Annotated in this window: 24 protein-coding genes and 2 tRNA genes; 5 read left to right on the top strand and 21 right to left on the bottom strand. The window is 61.2% G+C overall.

The features are described 5' to 3' along the window. The 18 genes from QME24_RS22915 to QME24_RS22830 form a co-directional block, all read right to left on the bottom strand. Positions 1–76 (bottom strand) — tRNA-Lys (locus tag QME24_RS22915). 57 nt (positions 77–133) lie between these two features. Beyond that, positions 134–808 (bottom strand): 7-cyano-7-deazaguanine synthase QueC, encoded by a 675-nt coding sequence (gene queC, locus QME24_RS22910; RefSeq protein WP_009684061.1) that lies wholly within the window; start codon positions 806–808, stop codon positions 134–136. Positions 809–825: 17 nt separating this feature from the next. Then, complete coding sequence (gene queE, locus QME24_RS22905) at positions 826–1,473, bottom strand: 7-carboxy-7-deazaguanine synthase QueE (protein WP_009684060.1); 648 nt, start codon at positions 1,471–1,473, stop codon at positions 826–828. Between the two features lie 168 nt (positions 1,474–1,641). Next, complete coding sequence (gene ybgF, locus QME24_RS22900) at positions 1,642–2,445, bottom strand: tol-pal system protein YbgF (RefSeq protein WP_054905833.1); 804 nt, start codon at positions 2,443–2,445, stop codon at positions 1,642–1,644. Between the two features lie 6 nt (positions 2,446–2,451). After that, positions 2,452–2,952 (bottom strand): peptidoglycan-associated lipoprotein Pal, encoded by a 501-nt coding sequence (pal, locus tag QME24_RS22895; protein WP_029887416.1) that lies wholly within the window; start codon positions 2,950–2,952, stop codon positions 2,452–2,454. A 54-nt stretch (positions 2,953–3,006) separates the two neighbouring features. Next, positions 3,007–4,308 (bottom strand): Tol-Pal system beta propeller repeat protein TolB, encoded by a 1,302-nt coding sequence (gene tolB, locus QME24_RS22890; RefSeq protein ID WP_009684057.1) that lies wholly within the window; start codon positions 4,306–4,308, stop codon positions 3,007–3,009. Next, positions 4,305–5,414, bottom strand: a complete 1,110-nt coding sequence (gene tolA, locus QME24_RS22885) for a cell envelope integrity protein TolA (protein WP_054905832.1) — start codon at positions 5,412–5,414, stop codon at positions 4,305–4,307. The genes tolB and tolA overlap by 4 nt, the downstream gene beginning before the upstream one ends. Further along, a complete protein-coding gene (tolR, locus tag QME24_RS22880) occupies positions 5,414–5,866 on the bottom strand; it encodes a protein TolR (RefSeq protein WP_003254760.1) in 453 nt (150 codons plus the stop codon). The genes tolA and tolR overlap by 1 nt, the downstream gene beginning before the upstream one ends. Before the next feature lie 14 nt (positions 5,867–5,880). Then, positions 5,881–6,576: a protein TolQ gene (tolQ, locus tag QME24_RS22875; RefSeq protein WP_009684054.1), complete on the bottom strand. Its 696-nt coding sequence runs from the start codon at positions 6,574–6,576 to the stop codon at positions 5,881–5,883. A gap of 2 nt (positions 6,577–6,578) precedes the next feature. Beyond that, on the bottom strand, positions 6,579–7,031 hold the full coding sequence (gene ybgC / locus QME24_RS22870) for a tol-pal system-associated acyl-CoA thioesterase (protein ID WP_009684053.1): 453 nt from the start codon (positions 7,029–7,031) through the stop codon (positions 6,579–6,581). 125 nt (positions 7,032–7,156) lie between these two features. After that, on the bottom strand, positions 7,157–8,203 hold the full coding sequence (gene ruvB, locus QME24_RS22865) for a Holliday junction branch migration DNA helicase RuvB (RefSeq protein ID WP_029887414.1): 1,047 nt from the start codon (positions 8,201–8,203) through the stop codon (positions 7,157–7,159). Next, entirely contained in the window at positions 8,200–8,817 is a 618-nt protein-coding gene (gene ruvA / locus QME24_RS22860) for a Holliday junction branch migration protein RuvA (protein WP_029887413.1), read from the bottom strand. The genes ruvB and ruvA overlap by 4 nt, the downstream gene beginning before the upstream one ends. A gap of 109 nt (positions 8,818–8,926) precedes the next feature. Beyond that, entirely contained in the window at positions 8,927–9,451 is a 525-nt protein-coding gene (gene ruvC / locus QME24_RS22855; RefSeq protein WP_054905830.1) for a crossover junction endodeoxyribonuclease RuvC, read from the bottom strand. A 188-nt stretch (positions 9,452–9,639) separates the two neighbouring features. Next, a complete protein-coding gene (locus QME24_RS22850; protein ID WP_054905829.1) occupies positions 9,640–10,386 on the bottom strand; it encodes a YebC/PmpR family DNA-binding transcriptional regulator in 747 nt (248 codons plus the stop codon). Between the two features lie 113 nt (positions 10,387–10,499). Then, positions 10,500–12,275: an aspartate--tRNA ligase gene (gene aspS / locus QME24_RS22845; RefSeq protein ID WP_054905828.1), complete on the bottom strand. Its 1,776-nt coding sequence runs from the start codon at positions 12,273–12,275 to the stop codon at positions 10,500–10,502. Between the two features lie 93 nt (positions 12,276–12,368). Continuing rightward, entirely contained in the window at positions 12,369–12,590 is a 222-nt protein-coding gene (locus QME24_RS22840) for a zinc ribbon domain-containing protein (protein WP_054905827.1), read from the bottom strand. Positions 12,591–12,682: 92 nt separating this feature from the next. After that, complete coding sequence (locus tag QME24_RS22835) at positions 12,683–13,012, bottom strand: ribbon-helix-helix domain-containing protein (protein ID WP_009684046.1); 330 nt, start codon at positions 13,010–13,012, stop codon at positions 12,683–12,685. A 297-nt stretch (positions 13,013–13,309) separates the two neighbouring features. Then, the gene (locus tag QME24_RS22830) at positions 13,310–13,783 is read right to left on the bottom strand and encodes a Dps family protein (RefSeq protein WP_009684045.1); all 474 of its coding nucleotides are present in this window, start codon (positions 13,781–13,783) and stop codon (positions 13,310–13,312) included. Between the two features lie 281 nt (positions 13,784–14,064). Here QME24_RS22830 and QME24_RS22825 point away from each other — a divergent pair, with 281 nt between their 5' ends. Continuing rightward, on the top strand, positions 14,065–14,658 hold the full coding sequence (locus QME24_RS22825; protein ID WP_054905826.1) for a cold-shock protein: 594 nt from the start codon (positions 14,065–14,067) through the stop codon (positions 14,656–14,658). Positions 14,659–14,746: 88 nt separating this feature from the next. Here the strand turns inward: QME24_RS22825 and QME24_RS22820 are convergent, their stop codons facing one another. Continuing rightward, positions 14,747–14,953, bottom strand: a complete 207-nt coding sequence (locus QME24_RS22820; RefSeq protein WP_009684043.1) for a SlyX family protein — start codon at positions 14,951–14,953, stop codon at positions 14,747–14,749. 1 nt (position 14,954) lies between these two features. Further along, on the bottom strand, positions 14,955–15,374 hold the full coding sequence (locus tag QME24_RS22815; RefSeq protein WP_054905825.1) for an HIT domain-containing protein: 420 nt from the start codon (positions 15,372–15,374) through the stop codon (positions 14,955–14,957). A 690-nt stretch (positions 15,375–16,064) separates the two neighbouring features. Between QME24_RS22815 and QME24_RS22810 the strand changes: the two genes are divergently transcribed. The 3 genes from QME24_RS22810 (at position 16,065) to QME24_RS22800 (ending at position 20,197) form a co-directional block, all read left to right on the top strand. Continuing rightward, a complete protein-coding gene (locus tag QME24_RS22810; RefSeq protein WP_054905824.1) occupies positions 16,065–17,348 on the top strand; it encodes an OprD family porin in 1,284 nt (427 codons plus the stop codon). Between the two features lie 159 nt (positions 17,349–17,507). Continuing rightward, complete coding sequence (locus QME24_RS22805) at positions 17,508–19,223, top strand: proline--tRNA ligase (protein WP_009684040.1); 1,716 nt, start codon at positions 17,508–17,510, stop codon at positions 19,221–19,223. Between the two features lie 20 nt (positions 19,224–19,243). Continuing rightward, positions 19,244–20,197 carry a hypothetical protein gene (locus QME24_RS22800; protein ID WP_009684039.1) on the top strand — a complete coding sequence of 318 codons (954 nt, stop codon included), beginning with the start codon at positions 19,244–19,246 and terminating at the stop codon, positions 20,195–20,197. A gap of 165 nt (positions 20,198–20,362) precedes the next feature. Here QME24_RS22800 and dinB read toward each other — a convergent pair whose 3' ends face one another. Continuing rightward, on the bottom strand, positions 20,363–21,421 hold the full coding sequence (dinB, locus tag QME24_RS22795) for a DNA polymerase IV (protein WP_161892868.1): 1,059 nt from the start codon (positions 21,419–21,421) through the stop codon (positions 20,363–20,365). Between the two features lie 221 nt (positions 21,422–21,642). Between dinB and QME24_RS22790 the strand changes: the two genes are divergently transcribed. Further along, positions 21,643–21,719, top strand: a tRNA-Met gene (locus QME24_RS22790).

The following is a 21,719-nucleotide window of genomic DNA, read 5'->3' as shown; positions in this document are numbered from 1 at the left end:
TGGTGGGTCGTGTAGGATTCGAACCTACGACCAATTGGTTAAAAGCCAACTGCTCTACCAACTGAGCTAACGACCCGTTGGATGGCGCGTATAATACTGATTTCTAACGGGAAATCAATACCCTCTGATCAGTTCAAGCGTAGCGCGTCGGGTCGTCGACACCGGCAGCCCTGAAGCCATCGGCACGCAGGCGGCAGCTGTCGCACTTGCCGCAGGCACGCCCTTCATCGTCGGCCTGGTAGCAGGAAACAGTCAGGCTATAGTCCACGCCGCGGGCCATACCGGCCTGCACGATTTGCGCCTTGCTCATATTCTGCAGCGGCGCCTGGATCCGGAAGCCCTGCCCTTCAACCCCGGCCTTGGTCGCCAGGTTGGCCATGCGCTCGAACGCTTCGACGAACTCAGGGCGACAATCCGGGTAGCCGGAGTAGTCCACGGCGTTCACGCCAATGAAGATATCACGCGCCTCCAGCACTTCTGCCCAGCCCAGCGCCAGCGACAGGAACACGGTATTGCGCGCTGGCACATAGGTCACCGGAATACCTTCACCGGGGGTTTCCGGCACGTCGATGCTGCTGTCGGTCAAGGCCGAACCACCGATACCGTCCAGGTTCAAGCCAATGACCTTGTGTTCGACCACGCCCAGGTCGCGGGCCACGCGGGCGGCGGCGTTCAGCTCGGCGCGATGGCGCTGGCCGTAATCGAAGCTCATGGTATAGCAGCTGTAGCCGTCGGCCTTGGCCATGGCGACCACCGTGGCCGAGTCCAGGCCACCGGACAACAGGATGACTGCGCGTTTTTCTGTCATGTGTATTTACTCCTCAATCAACGCCCGGGTTCGTCGTTCCACAGCAGCTTGTGCAACTGCAGCTGGAAGCGCACGGGCAGGTTGTCGGCGACGATCCAGTCTGCCAGGTCGCTGGCGCTCACCTGATGATGGCTGGGTGAAAACAGCACTTCACCGGCACGCTCGGCCAGGTTGTACTGGATCAGCTTGGAAACTGCCCAGTCGTAATCCTCGCGGGAACAGATGACGAACTTGACCTGGTCGTTGCGGGTCAGCTGGTCGATGTTCGAATAGAGGTTACGGTGCGACTCTTCGGAACCTGGGGTCTTCAGGTCTACCACACGACTGACCCGGGTGTCGGTGCCGGCGATATCCAACGCGCCACTGGTCTCCAGCGACACCTCGTAGCCGGCATCGCACAGCCGCTGCAGCAGCGGCAGCGCATTCGGTTGGGCCAGCGGTTCGCCACCGGTGACACACACGTAGCGCGGCCTGAAGCCGGCCACTTGCTCAAGGATCGAATCGAGGGTACGAACGGTACCGCCACTGAATGCGTAGGCACTGTCGCAGTACTGGCAGCGCAGGGGGCAACCGGTGAGCCGCACGAATACCGTGGGCAGCCCAGCCGTTCGTGTTTCACCCTGCAAAGAGTAAAAGACTTCGGTGATGCGTAATGTGTCTTGCATGCTCGCCACGGGCGTGACAGCTAAACAGGCTGCCCGCCTCCGTCAGGCACTGCCGCGGACTCGACATCGCGTTATCCGCAGCAGCGTGTTTACGAAAAAAGGGCCGTGATTCTAACGAAAAAACCCGCGACTGGCGCGGGTTTATTTCAAACGCTACTGCAAAGGGCCTTAGAGCTTTTGCAGGTCACGCTGTGCCAATTGCGCGGCAGAGGTGCCGGGATACTGGGTGATGACCTGTTGCAGGATGCTCTTGACCTTGTCGGTGTGGCCCATGCGGCGCTCGACGTCGGCCAGCTTGTAAAGCGAGTCTGGCACCTTGCTGTGCTTGGGGTACTTTTGGCTGACCTGGGCAAACGCCTGGCTGGCGGCTTGCAAGTCACCCTTGGCCAGGTTCACCTCACCCAACCAGTACTGGGCATTGCCGGCGTACTGGCTGTTCGGGTATTTGCGCAGGAAGGCGGTGAACGCCTGGCTGGCCTTGTCGAAGTCTTTTTGCTTGATCAGGTCGAAAGCTGCATCGTAGTAAAGCTTCTCTTTCGCCGGATCACCGGGCTCGCTACTGGCGGCCGGTTGTTGCGCAGCAGCACCGGCTGCTGCACCGGAGGCGGCATTGGATGCACCACCGGAGGAATTGTCAGGGGTTGCGGCAGGTGCGGCACCACTGTTGATGCGACGGTCCAGGTCCTGGTATCGCTCCAGGTTTTCCTGCTTCATGCGCGACACATCGTTTTGCAGCTCTTCGATGATGCCTTGCTGGCGGGAAAGCTGGTCCTGCATCTGTTGCAGCTGCATGAACAGCTGGCCCTGTGCAGAGGCAGGGGCCGAAGCCCCCGACCCGGCATAGGCGCCGCTCGTGCCATAACCCGCGGGCGGATAACTGCCTGCGTTGTCATCTACTACAGGGACCTCAGCCCAGGCCGCGAGCGGCAGGCTGAGTGCGAGGACGGTTACTACACGGCGGCACATACGCATAAGAACTTACTTACGCAGTTCTACGCGACGGTTCTGAGCCCAGGACTGCTCGTCGTTGCCGGTAGCAACTGGACGCTCTTCGCCGTAGGAAACCACTTCCAGCTGAGCAGGGGAAACACCCTGCAGAACCAGGTAGCGCTGAACGGCTTTCGCACGACGCTCACCCAGAGCCATGTTGTACTCGCGGGTGCCGCGCTCGTCGGTGTTACCTTCCAGAACAACGCGGTTGCCGTTGGCTTTCAGGTCCTTGGCGTGAACGTCCAGAGCGCGCATGGCTTCTGGCTTCAGGTCCGAGCTGTCGTATTCGAAGTAGAAGGTGGTGATTGCGCGCAGGGCGGCTTCTTCGCTCAGGGAGCCGTCGACAGCGCCAGTGTTGGCACCGTAGCCAGCGTTAGGATCTACAGCAGCGCCTTCGCCTGCGTTGTCACCGCCCTTCGAGGAGCAACCTACAGCTACGGCCATGGCCAGAGCCAGCGCAGCAAATTTACCAAACTTCAGCATTTCCATCGTGAAACTCCTAATGAAACCCCAGTGTGTTAAGCAAAACGTATTACGCCGCAATCAGTTCAGGTAAGGGGACCAGGACGGTTCTCTGACTTCGCCTTGAGCGGTAGGAAGTGGGAGCCTCACGCGGCCATTAAGCGACACGAGCATCAAGACTCCCCGGCCCTGCTGGCGGGTGGCGTAGATTAGCATGGTGCCGTTTGGCGCAACAGTGGGAGACTCATCAAGACTTGTTTCCGAGAGAATCTTTACACTTCCGCGCTGCAAGTCCTGTGCCGCCACTTTGAAGTTGGTAAAGCCCTGTTGGCGATGAATCATCACCAGGGTTTTCTCGTCTGCCGAAAGTTTAGGGTTGGCGTTGTAGTTACCCACGAAGGTTACGCGCTCGGCCCCCCCCCCACTGACCGACTGTTTATAGATCTGCGGTTTGCCGCCCCGGTCGGAGGTGAAGTAAATGGTGTTGCCGTCTTTACCCCAGAACGGCTCGGTGTTGATACCAGGGCCGGCGGTTACGCGGCTGATCTGGCGCGAGGCCATGTTCATCACGTAGATGTCCGGGTTGCCGTCCTTGGACAGCACGAAGGCCAGGCGCGAACCGTCAGGCGACCAGGCTGGCGCGCCGTTCAGGCCCTCGAAGTTGGTCACCTGTTCGCGGCGGCCGGTATCGATGTTCTGCACGAAGATGCGCGGGCGCTTCTGTTCGAACGATACGTAGGCAATACGCTTGCCATCCGGTGCGAACCGCGGCGACAGGATAGGCTCGCGCGATTGCAGCAGGGTGACCGCACGTGCACCGTCGTAGTCCGAACGCTGCAGGGTGTAGCGGGTATTGTTGGTGGAGAAGCGCTCGGCAGTCACGTACAGCATGCGGGTCGAGAACGCACCCTTGATGCCGGTGAGCTTCTCGAACGACTGGTCTGCAATGTAGTGCGCCATGTCGCGCAACTGGTCGGTGCTGCCCGCCACGCTACCGGTCAGCACTTGCTGCTCGGTGGCGACGTTGAACAGCGCGTACTGAACCTGCAGGCGACCACCCGACGGCACGATGCTACCGACCATCACGTACTGGGCGCCCAGGGCTTTCCAGTCACGGAAGATCACTTCGCTGGCCTGCGACGGCTGGCTGATCATGTTCTGCCGCGGAATCGGTGAATAGTAGCCAGAGTTGCGCAGGTCGTTGCCGATGATGTCGGCAATGTCTTCAGGCAACACGCTACCGCCCTGCATACCGAACGGTACTACCGCGATGGGCGTGGCCCGGTCGCTGCCGCTGGTGACCAGGATGTTCTTTTCCTCTGCCACCGCCAAGCCTGCCACGCAGCAGAGCAAGACCAGCAGTCCTCTCAGACGTTTAATCACAACGCTAGATCCTCAGGTGTAAATGTCATCTTGAACGAACGATAACGGTTGAAATCGCTCGGCTTCATACCCTGCATCTCGGTCAAACGACCAATGTTCTTGACCGCAGCCACCGCCGAACTGTCGAACGGGCCGTCACCACTGGAACGGACCACGCTGACACTGGTAACGGTACCGTCCGGCAACATGCTTACCTGCAGGGTCACCGTCATGCCCTTGCGCGCGGAAGGCGGACGCGCCCAACCCTCGGCCGCGCGCATGCGGATCAGGTCGTCGAAATCGCCGGCCACCTGGTCACCTTGCTCGTCAGCCAGGGCCTGCTGCCGCTCGGTGGTATCGGACAACAGCTCGGCCAGGGCCTGGGCTTTCTTGTCTTCTGCCGCCTTGCGAGCCGCTTCCTGTGCCTTTTTCTTCTGGGCGTCTGCAGCGGCCTTCTTCTTGGCCTCTTCAGCTGCCTTCTTCTTCGCGTCCTCGGCCGCCGCTTTCTTTTTGGCGTCCTCGGCTGCTTTCTTCTTGGCCTCTTCGGCTGCCTTTTTCTTGGCGTCCTCGGCGGCTTGTTTCTTCGCCTCTTCAGCGGCCGCTTTCTTGGCCTCTTCTTCGGCTTTTTTCTTCGCTTCGTCCTCGGCCTTCTTCTTGGCGATATCAGCCTGCTGCTTCTCGGCGGCTTTCTTCGCCTCGTCGGCCTTCTTGGCTTCGGCGGCTTGCTTGGCCTTGGCGGCTTCCGCGGCCTTGGCCGCGTCCTCGGCTTTTTTCGCCTCGGCGGCTTCGCGAGCCTCTTCGGCCTTTTGAGCGGCGTCGGCTTTCTTTTGTTCCGCAGCCTTGATGGCCTCCTGCTCGACCTTCTTCTGCTCAAGCTGCTCGACTTCAGTCTGGCGCGACGCGGTTTTCTTCGCTTCCCCGGCAATCTTCTGGTTGGTCTGGGTGGTCGCCTGGCTCTTGGACTTGAGCTGGTACAGGGTAGCCTGGACGATTGGCTTGGAAGGCGGCAGCTCAGGCGTCATGGCAAAACTGACGAACAGCAAGCCGAACACCAGCACATGCAGACCGATGGCCCAGACACTGGGCCAGAAGTAGCTTTCCGAGGCGGATGGCTCTCGCTGTTGCATCAGGGCGCCTCGGTAATCAGGCCAACGTTACCGACACCGGCCTTCTGCAACCCGCCCATGGCACCCATGACCGCGCCATAGTCGACCGCCTTGTCACCCCGAATGAATACCTGGGTCTGCTTGCCCTGGTCACGGCCGGCGGCAATGATCTTGGTCACGGCATCGGTCATGGCCGGCAGGGTCATGGCCTTGTCCATCTGCTTGTCGGTATCGACTTCGCTGCCGAGGTTCCAGTAATAGGTCTTGTCGGCCTTGATGGAGATGGTGAGGATCTGGACGTTGTTGTCCTGCGGCAAGGCTTCGCTGGAAACCTTGGGCAGGTCTACCTTCACGCCCTGGTTGAGCATGGGCGCCGTCACCATGAAGATGACCAGCAGCACCAGCATCACATCGATGTAGGGCACCACGTTCATCTCGGCGACGGGCTTGCGTTTGTGGCGAACTCGGGCCATGGGCTTCTACCTGATTACTCTTCGCTGGTGTGCACTTTACGGTGCAGGATCGCCTGGAACTCGTCGGCGAAGGTGTAGTAACGGCCGATCAGCACTTCGCTGCGCGCGGCAAAACGGTTGTAGGCAATGACCGCCGGAATGGCCGCGAACAGGCCGATGGCCGTAGCCACCAGGGCTTCGGCGATACCCGGGGCAACGGTGGCCAGGGTCGCTTGCTGGGCGCTGGCCAGGCCGCGGAAGGAGTTCATGATGCCCCATACGGTACCGAACAGGCCGATGTACGGGCTGGTGGAACCGACGGTGGCCAGGAACGGCAGGCTCTGCTCGAGCTTTTCTTCTTCGCGCGAGATGGCCACGCGCATGGCACGGCCCACGCCTTCCATGACCGCATCCGGGTCTACACCCGGCTGCTGGCGCAGGCGCGAGAACTCTTTGAAGCCAGCACGGAATACTTGCTCCACGCCTGAATCCGGGTCTGGGTTGCTGCCTGCCTGACGGTACAGCTTGGACAGGTCGATGCCCGACCAGAAGCGCTCTTCGAAGGCATCCAGCGCACGACGACCGGCGCGCAGCATGGCGCTGCGCTGGAAGATCATGATCCATGAGGTGACCGAGGCGGCCACCAGGGTCAGCATTACCAGCTGAACCACCACGCTGGCATTGCTGACCAGACTCCACATGGAGGTATGGTCGACGACGTTAGCTTCCACGCTTATTCTCCTGCGTTCGATTGATTACCCGAGCCGTCCGCCGCAAAAGCGTCGCGCAGCTGGGGGGGTATGGCTCGGGGTTTGAAAGTGTCAGCACGCACTGCGGCCACCAGGAACTGCCCCTCGCAGAGCAGCGTTTCATCGTTTTCGCGCCAAACCTGCTGGACGAAACGCAGGCTGGCGCGATTGAGTTCAAGTACTTGCGCGGTGACCCGCAGTTGGTCGTCCAGCCGCGCCGGCGCGTGGTAGCGCGCTTCGCTGGAATGGACCACGAACAGCAGATTGTCTTCGGCCAGTTGCGACTGGGAGAACCCCAGGTGCCGCAGGCGTTCGGTGCGCGCGCGCTCCATGAATTTCAGGTAGTTGACGTAATACACCACGCCACCGGCATCGGTATCCTCGTAATAGACGCGACAACGGTGTACGAACGGTTCCAGGCCATTTTGCGCGCGCATACTCTAGTGCTTACTCCTCGGCTTGCCAATCCGCTGTGGCAACTGTTTTTTCGTCATTAATGTCTTATTGCCAGCAACCATTCGGCGTGCCTGCGGTAGGACCACGAAAAGTCGGTTTCGATCTGTCATTCATCGCCCGGTTCCGAATAATCTGCGCCCTCCCCCAGGCGCCCTGGAATATTCAGACCGAAGTGCAGGTAGGCATGCCGTGTGACGACGCGGCCACGCGGCGTGCGCATGATGTAACCCTGTTGAATCAGGTAGGGCTCGAGTACGTCTTCGATGGTATGGCGCTCTTCGCTGATGGCCGCCGCCAGGTTGTCGACGCCCACCGGGCCGCCATCGAACTTCTCGATCATGGTCAGCAACAGGCGACGGTCGGAATGATCAAAACCGCGCTCGTCGACGTCCAGCAGGTTCAACGCCATGTCAGCCACGGCCTTGGTGATTTGGCCCTTGCCGCGCACCTCGGCGTAGTCACGCACGCGGCGCAGCAGGCGGTTGGCGATTCGTGGCGTGCCACGGGCGCGGCGGGCAATTTCGTAGGCACCCAGGTCCTCGATGGCCAGGCCAAGAATATTGGCCGAGCGGCTGACGATGGTGGCCAGGTCCTTGTCGCTATAGAACTCCAGGCGCTGGACGATGCCGAAGCGGTCACGCAACGGGTTGGTGAGCATCCCGGCACGGGTAGTTGCACCGACGAGGGTGAACGGCGGCAGGTCGAGCTTGATCGAACGGGCCGCTGGCCCTTCGCCGATCATGATGTCGAGCTGGAAGTCTTCCATGGCCGGGTACAGCACCTCTTCGACAACCGGCGACAACCGGTGGATCTCGTCGATGAACAGCACGTCGTGCGGTTCGAGGTTGGTCAGCATGGCCGCCAGATCACCCGGGCGCTCCAGAATCGGCCCAGAGGTGCTCTTCACCGAAACGCCCATTTCATGGGCGATGATGTTGGCCAGGGTGGTCTTGCCCAAGCCTGGGGGGCCGAAGATCAGCGTGTGGTCGAGCGACTCGCTGCGCCCGCGAGCAGCCTGGATGAACAACGACATCTGCTCGCGCACCACCGGCTGACCGATGTACTCGCTCAGGCTCAGCGGCCGGATCGCACGGTCCTGGACTTCTTCACGGTCGCGGCCACTGGCGGCGATCAGGCGGTCGGCTTCGATCACTTGGCAATCATCCCTTTCAGGCTGCGGCGGATCAGTTCTTCACTGCTCAAGCCGGCCTTGTCCTTGATTGCGGCAATCGCCTTGCTGGCTTCCTGCGGCTTGTAGCCCAGCGAGACCAGGGCACTGACTGCATCGGCCTCGGCGCTTGATGCGCTGGCGGCCGGCAACGGCCCATCCGACACCAGGGTAAACATGGCCGGCGAGGTTTCCCAGGCCTTGAAGCGGTCCTTGAGTTCGACCAGCAGGCGTTCGGCGGTTTTCTTGCCGACCCCCGGCACGCGTACCAGGGCCGAAGTATCCTGGGCCTGCACGCAACGTACCAGCTCGTCGACCTCCAGCCCGGACATCAACGCCAGGGCCAGCTTGGGCCCTACGCCGTTCAGGCGGATCAACTCGCGGAACAGCTCGCGCTCGCGCTTTTCGGCAAAACCATAGAGCAGGTGGGCGTCTTCGCGCACCACCAGATGGGTATGCACAGTGACGGTTTCGCCCACTTTGGGCAGACGGTACAGCGTGGTCATGGGCACTTCGAGCTCGTAGCCCACGCCATTGACGTCGATAATCAGGTGCGGCGGCTGTTTTTCCGCCAGGGTGCCGCGCAAACGTCCAATCACGTTCCGATCCTTCCTCTCGGGGAGCCGGTCAACGACCGCTCAACCCTATCAGCAAATGCGGCGGGTGAATGCTTCACCCGGACAAATTTTGTATCTGCGCATGAAGCGCTCAAAGACGCAAGCGCCCGCCGCGTCGCCGTGCGGTGGCCAGGCCATGGGGCACCAGGCTGGAGCGGGTATGGGCATGGCACAGGGCAATGGCCAGCGCATCGGAGGCATCGATCTGCGGCTTTTGCGTCAGTTTCAGCAGGTGCATGACCATCATCATCACCTGTTCCTTATTGGCCCCACCGGTGCCGGCTACGGCTTGCTTGACCTGAGTGGCGCTGTATTCAGCGATTTCCAGGCCGGCTTCGGCAGCGGCAACGATAGCGGCGCCGCGCGCCTGGCCGAGCTTCAGCGCCGAGTCGGCGTTGCGGGCCATGAACACCCGCTCGATGCCCATGGTTACCGGGCCGTGCTGGGTGATGATTTCACTGACACCACGAAAAACGATCTGCAGCCGCTCGTGCAGCTCGCCGCTGCCGGTGCGGATACAACCCGACGCCACGTACTGGCAACCACGGGCGGTCTGGCGGACGACGCCGTAGCCGGTGATTCGCGAGCCGGGGTCGATACCTAGAATCAGAGTCATAGTGCCTGTCGTAAAAAACTAAGGTTGCAAGACCATAGGGGCCGCTGCGCGGCCCATCGCCGGCAAGCCAGCCCCCACAGGTACAGCACAAGCTTCAAGAAAAGCGCGGTACCTGTGGGAGCTGGCTTGCCGGCGATGGGCTGCACAGCAGCCCCAATAGCAGCCTTGACTCGGCGAGTCTGCAGACCTTAGCCGAGGTTTTCCATGATCTCGTCGGAAATCTGGGCGTTGGAGTAGACGTTCTGCACGTCATCCAGGTCTTCGAGCATGTCGATCAGCTTGAGCACCTTCTCGGCACCCTCGTGGTCAAGTTCGGCACTGGTGGTCGGCTGCATGACGATTTCCGCGTCAGCGGCCTTGAAGCCGGCCTCTTCGAGGGCGTTACGCACGGCATAGAAACTGTTGAACGAGGTGAATACCTCGAACGAACCGTCCTCGTTGGCTACAACGTCGTCGGCATCGGCCTCCATCGCCGCTTCCATCAACGCGTCTTCGTCCACGCCCGGCGCAAAGCTGAGCTGCCCCTTGCGCTCGAACAGGTAGGCCACCGAGCCATCGGTACCGAGGTTGCCGCCACACTTGGTAAAGGCATGGCGCACGGCGGCGGCGGTCCGGTTGCGGTTGTCGGTCATGGCTTCGACCATGATCGCCACGCCACCCGGGCCGTAACCTTCGTAGCTGAGCTCTTCGACGTTGTCGCTTTCGTTGGTGCCCGCACCACGGGCCACGGCGCGGTCGATGATGTCGCGGCTCATGTTGGCGCCCAGGGCCTTGTCCAGCGCCAGGCGCAGGCGCGGGTTGGATGCCGGGTCAGGGCCGCCCTGCTTGGCAGCGACCGTCAGTTCGCGGATCCACTTGGTGAAGACCTTGCCTCTCTTGGCATCCTGGCGCTCTTTGCGGTGCTTGATGTTCGCCCACTTGGAATGACCAGCCATAACGACTCCGTTTTCCTTGAATCACAAACAGCCCCGCCCCATGACGGGGCGGGACGGGAAAATGCCTGCGCCGAAACGCAAAGGCGCATCCATGTGGATGCGCCCGGGACTGCTTATTCGACCTTGGTCTGTTCACGCAGTCGGATGTGCAGCTCGCGCAGGGCCTTGGCGTCGACCAGGCCAGGGGCCTGGGTCATGACACACGCGGCGCTCTGGGTTTTCGGGAAGGCAATCACTTCACGAATCGACTGGGCGCCAGTCATCAGCATGACCAGGCGGTCCAGGCCGAAGGCCAGGCCACCGTGAGGCGGTGCACCGAACTTCAGGGCGTCGAGCAGGAAGCCGAATTTCTCTTCCTGTTCTTCGGCTTCGATACCCAGCAGGCGGAACACGGCCTGCTGCATCTCTTTGCGATGGATACGGATCGAACCGCCACCCAGCTCGGTACCGTTCAGCACCATGTCGTAGGCACGCGACAGCGCGGTAGCCGGGCTGGCCTCGAGCTCCTGCGGGGTGCACTTCGGCGCGGTGAACGGGTGGTGCAGCGCGGTGAAGCTGCCGTCTTCGTTCTCTTCGAACATCGGGAAGTCGACGACCCACATCGGTGCCCACTCGCAGGTCAGCAGCTCGAAGTCGTGGCCCAGGCGGATACGCAGCGCGCCCAGCGCTTCGCTGACCACCTTGAACTTGTCGGCACCGAAGAACACGATGTCGCCGTCTACGGCGCCAACGCGGTCGAGGATGGTGTTGAGGTTGGCCTCGGGGATGTTCTTGACGATCGGCGACTGCAGGCCTTCGACACCCTTGGCGCGCTCGTTGACCTTGATGTAGGCCAGGCCCTTGGCACCGTAGATGCCGACGAACTTGGTGTACTCGTCGATCTTGCTGCGCGGCATGCTGGCGCCGCCTGGCAGGCGCAGGGCGGTTACACGGCACTTCGGATCGTTGGCCGGGCCGGCGAACACCTTGAAGTCGACATCCTTGAGCTGGTCGGCAACGTCAACCAGTTCCAGCGGATTACGCAGGTCTGGCTTGTCGGAACCGTAGCGGCGCATGGCTTCTTCGAAGGTCATGTGCGGGAATTCGCCGAATTCCAGGTCGAGCACTTCCTTGAACAGCTTGCGGATCATGCTTTCGGTCAGGCCCATGATCTCGTTTTCATCGAGGAAGCTGGTCTCGATGTCGATCTGGGTGAATTCCGGCTGGCGGTCGGCACGCAGGTCTTCGTCACGGAAGCACTTGGCGATCTGGTAGTAACGGTCGAAGCCGGCCACCATCAGCAACTGCTTGAACAGCTGTGGCGACTGCGGCAGGGCGAAGAAGCTACCGGCGTGGGTACGGCTAGGCACCAGGTAGTCGCGCGCGCCTTCCGGGGTTGCACGGGTGAGGATTGGGGTTTCGACGTCGAGGAAGCCATTTTCGTCAAGGAAGCGACGGATGCTGCTGGTGATGCGCGAGCGCAGGCGCAGCTTGTCGGCCATTTCCGGGCGACGCAGGTCGATGAAGCGGTAGCGCAGGCGGGTTTCTTCGCCGACGTCGGAGTACTCGTTCAGCGGGAACGGTGGCGTTTCTGCTTCGTTGAGCACGGTCAGCTGGTAGCCGAGGATTTCGATGGCACCGGACGCCATGTTGGCATTCACTGCACCCTCAGGGCGCTTGCGAACCTTACCGGTCAGCTGCACGACGTATTCGCTGCGCACGCGGTCGGCAGCGGCGAAAGTTTCGGCGCGATCCGGGTCGAACACGACCTGGGCCATGCCTTCGCGGTCACGGATGTCGAGGAAGATCACCCCGCCGTGGTCGCGGCGCCGATGGACCCAGCCGCAAAGGGTGACTTCCTGGCCGTCCAGGCTCTCGTTCAGTTGGCCGCAATAATGGCTGCGCATCATGATGGTGGTTTCGCTTCTCGTGATTCGTGTATTCGGTGGAGGCCTTGGCCGCCCGGAGGGCTAATACTGCAAGACCCGGTCACAGCATTCAACTCAGTCGGCCTTGTCGCCGCCTGCCAGATTCTTTTTCGCCCCGGTCTTGAAGTCGGTTTCGTACCAACCAGTACCGCTCAGGCGGAAGCCTGGGACCGACAGCAGCTTCTTCAGCGCTGGCGCCTGGCAGGCCGGGCAATCGGTCAGCGGCGCGGCGCTGACCTTCTGCAGCACTTCCATACGGTGCTCGCAGGATGCACATTGATAGTCATACAGGGGCATGGGTGTCTCTCGTCAACCAAAACGCTGGCTGCGGGGGCAGCAAAAAGCGGGATTATATATGGTTAGCAAGCACTGCGCAGCCCGCCAGGCGATCAGCGCGCACTTGGCGGGTTCTGCAGCCACGCCACGCAGATGACCCGGATCAGGCCGCTGAAGTTGCGCACGCCACCCTGGCGCAGGTGGATCTCGCGGTCAACGTAGGACAGCACCGCACTGACCGAGCAACGGTTGGCGGCGGCAATGCGCTCGAGGATCTGCCAGTAGACGGCCTCCAGGCGCAGGCACGTGGAAAAGCCGTTGAGGCGCACGGAGCGCGACACCGGCTGGATCTGCAACATGTCGAAATCCGCCTTGAACGGATCGATGCACGGTTTCCCCGGCCAACGCCCCTGGCCATTTACACGCTTGCTCGCTTGCATCATGCGCCACACTTCCTCGTCACAGGTACCAGGTGGCCTATGAAGCGCTGATGGGCGCGGTTAAAGCAGCGGCAAAGTGTTCCTGCACAAACACTGATTGTCATGCACGACGCGGCCCATGTGGGAGCGGGCGAGCCCGCGAACACCGGCGTAGCCGGTGCCAGCCACCGCGCTGGATTCTTCGCGGGCACGCCCGCTCCCACAGGGTCCGCATCGTGCTTATGAATCGAGTTCTCTGCGCGACAGCGCAGCCCGTAGGGCTGTGTTATCTCCCACAGGGTTATGTGACAGCCTGGGTAATTATTTGCCGTCGAGCAAAACCCGCAGCATCCACGCGGTCTTCTCGTGCACCTGCATGCGCTGGGTCAGCAGGTCGGCTGTCGGCTCGTCACTGACCTTGTCGACTACCGGGAAAATACTGCGCGCCGTGCGCACCACAGCCTCCTGCCCTTGCACCAACTGGCGGATCATCTCTTCCGCAGCGGGTACCCCTTCCTCCTCCTTGATGGACGAGTGCCGGGCATAGAATGCGTACGACCCCGGCGCCGGGAAGCCCAGGGCCCGGATGCGCTCGGCGATGGAATCCACCGCCAGCGCCAATTCGTTGTACTGCTCTTCGAACATCAGGTGCAGGGTGCGGAACGACGGCCCTGTGACGTTCCAGTGAAAGTTATGGGTTTTCAGATACAGCACGTAGGTATCCGACAACAAGCGGGACAGCCCATCAACGATGGATTTGCGATCTTCTTCACTGATACCGATATCGATTGCCATGAAGTTCCCCTTTGCATAAGGCTTTAGACTCAAGCGGGCGACGACCACTGTAGCAATACTTGGCGCCTGTCGCATGTGACATGGCGCAACACATCGCCCGCCGGGCGGCCTGCGGTTTGAGTAGCCTGCGGCTTTACTGTTAAATAGGCAGCGTGCCACCCGTGCGGACTGTTATTGCCGGGTGCATAGGCTGGCCTGCCACGTGTTTGCGCTCTACACCTCATGCGCACCGTGCTGCCCGCTCTTCCTGTGATCGGCCTTATCAACTGTGAGCCAACCCCATGTTCAAGATCGTCCATCTGGTGACGGGCGTGGCAGCTTTGCTGCTATCGCTCATACCCAGCCTGAAAACCGAAGCAACCCCCTTCCTCCTGCAACCCGACGCGGTCTACCTGGCACTGCTTGGCCTGCTCAACCTGGTCCTGGCGCCAGTCGTGCCCCTGTATTACCGAGGCGCGCGCCAGCAACTGCAGCACCTGGCCTGCGCCTTGCTGGTAGTTGCCGTGGTGCTACAGACCCTGACGCTGCTGGCCCGCCCGGAAATGGGCAACCTGGCAGCACTGGTCTGCGCCACGCTGGCCGTCGCCCTGCACCTGGCCGTGGGCTTTGCGCGCAGCCCGCGCAAGCCACGCAACAGCCAGCACACCGCCCCAGATACCGTTAACCGCGATACCGGCACCGTGAAGTGGTTCAATACGTCCAAAGGCTTTGGCTTCATTTCCCGTGATTCGGGTGATGATATCTTCGTGCACTTTCGCGCCATTCGCGGGGAGGGTCACCGCATCCTCGTCGAAGGCCAGCGCGTGGAATTCTCGGTGATGCACCGCGACAAAGGCCTGCAGGCCGAGGATGTGGTGGCCGTGACCCGCCGCTGATACCGCCAGCCCCAGCACGAATGCCCCCACAGGCCTGACTACCGCCCTGTGGGGGCCCCTGCACCCGATCAGAACAGTGATCAGCGCATCAATAATGCGGCGGCGGCGCCTCGTCCCCTTCGCTACCGAATTGCCCCACCATCTCTTCATGACGCTTTATCAGCTCGGTCACCTGCAGCTGCAGGCGCTCGATCACCTTCGCCTGCTCTACCACCACATCATTCAATGCCTGGAGGGTGTCATCCTGGAACGCCTGGCGGGTTTCCAGTTCGATCATGCGCATTTCCAGTGACATGTCAGGCCTCCTGATAACCGGCCAGCCCCAGGTCGCGCACACGCTGGCGTACCGCCTGCAGTTGGGCATCGGTATAGGCCACTGGCGGGCACTTGCCCCAGACCGGGGCGGGCCAGGCAGCGTCGTCACGGCGGCGCACGATCACGTGCATGTGCAACTGGCTTACCACATTGCCCAAGGTTGCCACGTTCATCTTGTCGGCGCCGTAGCTGGCCTTCAACGCTTCTGCCAACAGGGTGGTCTCCTGCCACAGTTGCTGCTGCTCGTGCACATCCAAATCGAACAACTCACTCACCTCAGCACGCTTGGGCACCAGGATGAACCACGGGTAATTGGCATCCTTGCTCAGCAGCAGCTGGCACAGCGCAAGCTCCCCCAGCACCAGGGAATCCTGCTGCAGACGCGAATCGAGGACGAACACGGCATATCTCCTTAAGACAAAACGACCCGCATGGCGCGGAAAACATGGGTGGCAAGAATACCCTGCACAATCCCGGTAACACAGCGCTACTTTTCGCACCAAAATGAGGCCATCTACCCACCCCTCCCGCACCTGCCACCCCAAAAACGACTCTGGATGAACAAATGGCGGTAACACATTGACTTTTATGAGCGCGCTTTAAATTTTAATGATTCTCGAACTCAACAATACCTAAACGGCGCTCGACCCCGTGTTTACGGCACTTTCCGACCCTCGGTAGGGGGTTTTGTGAAAATTTCATGAACTGTTGCGAATTTTGAGCACGCTTGTTGCATTCCTTTCACGCCAAGTCGGCACGGCATCTGCAATGGCAGGTGTACGCGACAAATAACAACAGCGGCATTGGTTACCAGGGAGTTTCTTCAGCTGGCGTCGGTAGTTACCGATTCATGGCGGCTAAAGAAGCAGCGCTGGGGTTATACGGCCCTAAATTGGGGCGTGATTTGCGACATGGAAATACCTGAGCGCGACATGGTGGAAAAGTTCCGTAAAGAGTCTCTATCGCCATATCGCCAAGAACAGTCAGCGTGCTATACATTTTCGCCGACATTACAAGAAAGAGCTGCTCCATATAACTAAAACACTTGGACGCAGCGGTACTCTTCCTAAAAACCAAAGGAGCAAATCACGATGCGCGTGATGAAGTGGAGCATGATCGCCCTGGCCGTTACGGCAGGGACCTCGCAGTTGGCAATGGCCTCCGCACAAGATGAGTCCAAAGGTTTCATCGAAGACAGCAAGCTGAACGTCAAGACCCGCATGCTGTATTTCAGCCGTGACTTCCGCAACAACGCGCCTGGCAGCCAGAGCCGCGTGGAAGAAACCGGCCTTGGCTTCCTGGGCACCTTCGAATCCGGCTTCACCCAAGGCACCGTAGGCTTCGGCGTCGACGCCATCGGCATGCTCGGCCTGAAGCTGGACAGCGGCCGCGGCCGCGCCGGCACCGGCCTGTTCCCGACTGGCTCGGACGGTCGCTCGCAGGATGACTACTCGGAAGCGGGCGGCGCTGTGAAAATGCGCATCTCCAACACCGTACTGAAGTGGGGCGACCAGTTCACCGCACTGCCAGTATTCGCAACCGACGACAGCCGCTTGCTGCCAGAAGTTGCCGAAGGTGGTCTGATCACCAGCAACGAAATTGCCGGCCTCACCCTGCACGCCGGTCACTTCACCGCACTGAACGCCCAGGCTCAGACCTACCACGACAGCCTGCGGCTGACCGAGGCCAATGTCTTTGGTGGCACCTACGCCCTCTCCGACAACCTCAGCACCAGCGTTTACTACTCGCGCGTCGAAGACCACTTCCGCAAGTGGTACGGCAATATCAACTGGGCGCTGCCGATCAGCGACAAGCAAGGCCTGGTGTTCGACTTCAACATCTATGACACCAAGTCCATCGGCAACAACCTGACCGGTGCATTCGTCAGCAAGTCCGACGGCAGCAACGAACTGGACAACATCGCAGCCAGCCTCTCGGCCGCGTACAACGTCGGCGCCCACACCTTCACCCTGGCCTACCAGAAGGTCACCGGTGACGGCGACTACGCCTACGGTGTAGACGGTGGCGGCACGGTCTTCCTGGCCAACTCCGTGGCCCGTTCCGACTTCAACGCCGAAGACGAAAAATCCTGGCAGGCTCGCTACGACCTGAACTTCGCTGAGTTCGGCGTACCCGGCCTGAGCTTCATGACCCGCTATGTACGTGGTACCGGTGCAACCACCCGCACCACCGACAGCGGCAAGGAATGGGAACGCGACATCGACGTCAAGTACGTGATGCAGAGCGGCCCGGCCAAAGACCTGAGCTTCCGCGTCCGTCAAGCCACCTACCGTTCGGCCGATGGCGTTTACTACGGTTCGCCTTCGATCGACGAACTGCGCCTGATCGTGGAGTACCCGCTGAGCATCCTGTAAGCCTGGCTTGCAGTGCCCCGCACCTGAAAAGCCCGGCGACCTCGCCGGGCTTTTTCTTGGCTGACAAGCGTCACGCCCTGGGGCATCCTGTACGCCTTCGTTTCACCCCCGTACAATGCGGGGCTATTTCAACGTCTTAGGCAATCGACACGGCTAACCATGCGCACCAGTCAATATTTGCTCGCCACCCAGAAAGAAACCCCTGCCGATGCAGTGGTCATCAGCCATCAGCTCATGCTGCGTGCCGGCATGATCCGCAAACTGGCCTCCGGCCTGTACACCTGGCTGCCGATGGGCCTGCGGGTAATGCGTAAGGTCGAGGCCGTGGTACGTGAGGAAATGAACGCCGCCGGTGCCCTCGAAGTGCTGATGCCAAGCATCCAGCCCGCCGAGCTGTGGCAGGAGTCCGGCCGCTGGGAACAATACGGCCCGGAACTGCTGCGCCTCAAAGACCGCCATCAGCGTGACTTCTGTGTCGGCCCAACCCACGAAGAAGTGATCACCGACCTGGCCCGTAACGAGCTGTCCAGCTATAAACAGCTGCCGCTCAACATGTACCAGATCCAGACCAAATTCCGCGATGAAATCCGCCCGCGCTTCGGCTTGATGCGTGGCCGCGAGTTCATCATGAAAGACGCCTACTCGTTCCATGCCGACCAGGCTTCCTTGCAGGAAACCTATGACCGCATGCACCAGGCCTACAGCAACATATTCACGCGCCTGGGCCTGGACTTCCGCCCTGTGCAGGCCGACACCGGCTCGATCGGCGGCAGCTACTCGCATGAATTCCACGTACTGGCCGAGTCTGGCGAAGACGACGTGATCTTCAGCGACAGCTCCGACTACGCCGCCAACATCGAAAAGGCCGAGGCCATCCCACGGGAAACCGTGCGCCCTGCGCCTACTGAAGAGCTGCGCCTGGTCGATACGCCAAACGCCAAGACCATTGCCCAGCTGGTGGAAAACTTCGGCCTGCCGATCGAGAAAACCGTCAAGACCCTGATAGTGCGCGGCGCCGAAGAGGGCAAGCTGGTGGCCCTGATCGTTCGTGGCGACCACGAGCTGAACGAAATCAAGGCCACCAAGCTGGAGCAGGTTGCCGACCCGCTGGTAATGGCCACCGAAGCCGAACTGCGCGAGGCGATCGGTGCCGGCGCCGGCTCGCTGGGCCCACTGAACCTGCCGCTGGAATGCATCATCGACCGCTCGGTGGCGCTGATGAGCGACTTCGGTATTGGTGCCAACATCGATGACAAGCACTATTTCGGCGTGAACTGGGAGCGCGACCTGCCAGTGCCACAGGTAGCCGACCTGCGCAATGTGGTTGAAGGCGACCCGAGCCCGGACGGCCAAGGCACCCTGATCATCAAGCGTGGCATCGAAGTCGGGCATATCTTCCAGCTGGGCACCAAGTACAGCGAGGCGCTGAAGTGCCAGGTGCTGGGCGAGAACGGCAAGCCGGTCGTGCTGTCGATGGGTTGCTACGGCATCGGTGTATCGCGCGTGGTGGCAGCCGCCATCGAGCAGAGCTACGACGACAAAGGCATCATCTGGAACGACGCCCTGGCCCCGTTCCAGATCGCCCTGGTACCGCTGCGCTACGAAACCGAAGCGGTTCGCGAGGCAACCGACAAGCTGTACGCCGAACTGACCGCCGCCGGCTTTGAAGTACTGCTGGACGACCGTGACAAGAAGACCAGCCCCGGCATCAAGTTCGCCGACATGGAGCTGATCGGCATCCCGCACCGCATCGTGGTCAGCGATCGCGGCCTGGCCGAAGGCAACCTGGAGTACAAGCACCGCACCGAGCAGGACGCCCAGCCGTTGCCGCTCAATGAAGTGCTGACCTTCCTGCAGGCCCGCGTTCGCCGCTGATAACCAATGCACGAGTAATCATGTTCAAGCGAAGTACCTTTACCCGGGGGGGCGCTGCACTGTGCGGCGCCCTGCTCGTCAGCGGCTGCGCCAACCAGATGTCCCAGCGCAGCGACCATGAGGAGCGCGTGGAGCGCAAGCTGCTCGCCCACACCCTGCAGATCGATGTCGGCGAGCCGAAGGTGATGGAACTGCCGCAACGGCGTGTGCGCGTGCATGAGCAAAAGCGTTTCGAAGTGACCGAGTTCGAAGTCACCCGCCGCTATGATCGCTACACGCCTTACCAGCCCTGGCGGGAGATCTACGAGATCCCGCTGGGTGCGGTGGCCGTTGTGGCGGGGGTTGGCGCCAACGTGGTCAATGTCTTCGCTTTGGGCAACCTGCCGCAAAGCATGACCCACGACTGGCTCAGCTATGGAGTGGACGGCCTCAACCCGTTCATGAACGTAGCGTCCAATGGCCGCGCCCAGCAGAACCTCGCCGGGATCAGCGAAGTGCAGAAAAGCCAGCGTGAAGAATCCACCAGCATGCCGTGGAGCGAACGCTTGGTCGAGGTCAAGGCTGGCAAAATGACTCACGAGCTGACCACCGACCGTAGCGGCGTACTGCGCCTGAACCTGCTGGACAGCCCGTTTTCGGAGCAGAACCTCAACCACGTCGGCACCCTGCACCTGCAAGTGCTCGACGAGGACAACGGGGTCCGTGGCGACGCCAGCCTGCTGGTCAGCGCCACCCTGCGCAACAAGCTGCATGAGGCCCATGAGCTGATCTTCGATGACCTCGAAGATGACGATGTCAGCCAGTGGGTACACCGGGTCAAGCGCCTGTCCGAGCTGGGCCTTGAAGAAGAAGCCAGCGAAATGGAACAGAGCCTGATCGAGCTGACCCGCAACGACCCGGAGCTGCAGCAGGAGTTTCTGCAGTCGCTGACCAAGGCTACCGGGCGATTGGTGGCTGACCCGGGGGCGCAATAACCCGGCCTCTATCGCGATTACCCTGTAGGAGCGGCCTTGCGTCGCGATTACCCTGTAGGAGCGGCCTTGCGTCGCGATGGGCTGCGCAGCAGCCCCAGGCATTCGGCCTTGCTGCTTGAATTGCCGGGGCTGCTGCGCCGACCACCGCGGCGCAAGGCCGCTTCTTTATATAGGCGCAAACAGCTCCAGCTGTTCATGCGCCCCGCGCAGATCGCGCAACCTTACCCCTACCCCCAACAAACGCACCGGCTTGCCACCGCGGGCGAACGCCTGTCCCAGCAATTGCCGGTAACTTTCCAGGTCCCTGCCCGCCCCGGCCTGTTCCAGCGTGGTTTGGCTGAAGTCATGGAACTTGACCTTGACGAAGGGTTTCTCTGGCCGGTAACTGCTGTCCATGCGGGCGATGCGTTCGTTCAGGCTTTCCAGCAGCTCCGGCAAACGCGCCAGGCAACTGGCCAAGTCCGGCAGGTCGGTGTCGTAGGTATTTTCCACGCTGACCGACTGGCGCCGGCTATCGTTGTGCACCGCACGCTCGTCAATACCTCGCGCCAGCCCCCACAACCGCTCACCGAAACTGCCGAACTCGCGCACCAGCGCCAGGCGCGACCAGTCACGCAGTTGCAGGCAGGTTTCGATACCCAGGCGCGTCAGTTTGTCTGCCGTGACTTTGCCCACGCCGTGCAGCCTGGCCACTGGCAAGGCCGCAACGAATGCCTCGACCTCATCGGGGGTAATCACGAACAGCCCGTTGGGCTTGCGCCAGTCGCTTGCGATCTTGGCCAGGAACTTGTTTGGCGCCACCCCCGCCGACACGGTGATATGCAGGGTACGCGCGACTCGCCGGCGAATATCCTCGGCAATACGGGTAGCGCTGCCCGAATACCATTGGCTGTCGCTGACATCCAGGTAGGCCTCGTCCAACGACAAGGGCTCGATCAGCTCGGTGTAGTCACGAAAGATGGCATGAATTTCCCGCGAGGCTTCGCGATAGGCCTCGAAACGCGGCTTGACGATCAACAAGTCCGGGCACAGTTTCAGCGCGTGGCGCGATGCCATGGCCGAGCGCACACCGTAGGCACGCGCTTCATAATTACAGGTGGCGATCACACCACGGCGCTCTGCCGAGCCGCCCACTGCCATGGGCCGCCCGGCCAGGCGCGGGTCGTCACGCATCTCGATCGCGGCATAGAAGCAATCGCAGTCAACGTGGATGATCTTGCGCAAAGACATGGATGACCGTCAGCACTGTAAATTCATACAGATAGTATCGCATAGGGCCGCCCGTTCAACAGCTGACCCGCATGCCCACGCGATAATCGGCCTGAAAGGCCCGCCGCGCCTGAGCCGCATGCAGGTGTGATGCGCTAAGGGTTTGAACAAAAAAGGTTTTTTCAAAACAATTGCTTGACACCAGCGCGCAAATCCGTAGAATTCGATCTCACAGGCGCGGGATGGAGCAGCCTGGTAGCTCGTCGGGCTCATAACCCGAAGGTCGTCGGTTCAAATCCGGCTCCCGCAACCA

Origin of the sequence: Pseudomonas sp. PARCl1, from assembly GCF_947311875.1 — a bacterium.
GTDB classification, from domain to species: Bacteria; Pseudomonadota; Gammaproteobacteria; order Pseudomonadales; family Pseudomonadaceae; genus Aquipseudomonas; species Aquipseudomonas juntendi.
The sequence above is the reverse complement of the archived record's forward strand: the minus strand, read 5'-3'. Positions and strand labels throughout refer to the sequence as shown.

Coding starts and splice junctions, on each gene's coding strand:
- ruvC (WP_054905830.1), bottom strand. CDS start 9,451: ATGACTCTGATTCTAGGTATCGACCCCGGCTCGCGAATCACCGGCTAC.
- QME24_RS22830 (WP_009684045.1), bottom strand. CDS start 13,783: ATGGCAATCGATATCGGTATCAGTGAAGAAGATCGCAAATCCATCGTT.
- ybgC (WP_009684053.1), bottom strand. CDS start 7,031: ATGCGCGCGCAAAATGGCCTGGAACCGTTCGTACACCGTTGTCGCGTC.
- QME24_RS22805 (WP_009684040.1), top strand. CDS start 17,508: ATGCGCACCAGTCAATATTTGCTCGCCACCCAGAAAGAAACCCCTGCC.
- QME24_RS22800 (WP_009684039.1), top strand. CDS start 19,244: ATGTTCAAGCGAAGTACCTTTACCCGGGGGGGCGCTGCACTGTGCGGC.
- tolA (WP_054905832.1), bottom strand. CDS start 5,414: ATGCAACAGCGAGAGCCATCCGCCTCGGAAAGCTACTTCTGGCCCAGT.
- QME24_RS22840 (WP_054905827.1), bottom strand. CDS start 12,590: ATGCCCCTGTATGACTATCAATGTGCATCCTGCGAGCACCGTATGGAA.
- queE (WP_009684060.1), bottom strand. CDS start 1,473: ATGCAAGACACATTACGCATCACCGAAGTCTTTTACTCTTTGCAGGGT.
- QME24_RS22835 (WP_009684046.1), bottom strand. CDS start 13,012: ATGATGCAAGCGAGCAAGCGTGTAAATGGCCAGGGGCGTTGGCCGGGG.
- ybgF (WP_054905833.1), bottom strand. CDS start 2,445: ATGCGTATGTGCCGCCGTGTAGTAACCGTCCTCGCACTCAGCCTGCCG.
- tolR (WP_003254760.1), bottom strand. CDS start 5,866: ATGGCCCGAGTTCGCCACAAACGCAAGCCCGTCGCCGAGATGAACGTG.
- QME24_RS22820 (WP_009684043.1), bottom strand. CDS start 14,953: ATGTCACTGGAAATGCGCATGATCGAACTGGAAACCCGCCAGGCGTTC.
- pal (WP_029887416.1), bottom strand. CDS start 2,952: ATGGAAATGCTGAAGTTTGGTAAATTTGCTGCGCTGGCTCTGGCCATG.
- QME24_RS22825 (WP_054905826.1), top strand. CDS start 14,065: ATGTTCAAGATCGTCCATCTGGTGACGGGCGTGGCAGCTTTGCTGCTA.
- aspS (WP_054905828.1), bottom strand. CDS start 12,275: ATGATGCGCAGCCATTATTGCGGCCAACTGAACGAGAGCCTGGACGGC.
- QME24_RS22850 (WP_054905829.1), bottom strand. CDS start 10,386: ATGGCTGGTCATTCCAAGTGGGCGAACATCAAGCACCGCAAAGAGCGC.
- queC (WP_009684061.1), bottom strand. CDS start 808: ATGACAGAAAAACGCGCAGTCATCCTGTTGTCCGGTGGCCTGGACTCG.
- QME24_RS22810 (WP_054905824.1), top strand. CDS start 16,065: ATGCGCGTGATGAAGTGGAGCATGATCGCCCTGGCCGTTACGGCAGGG.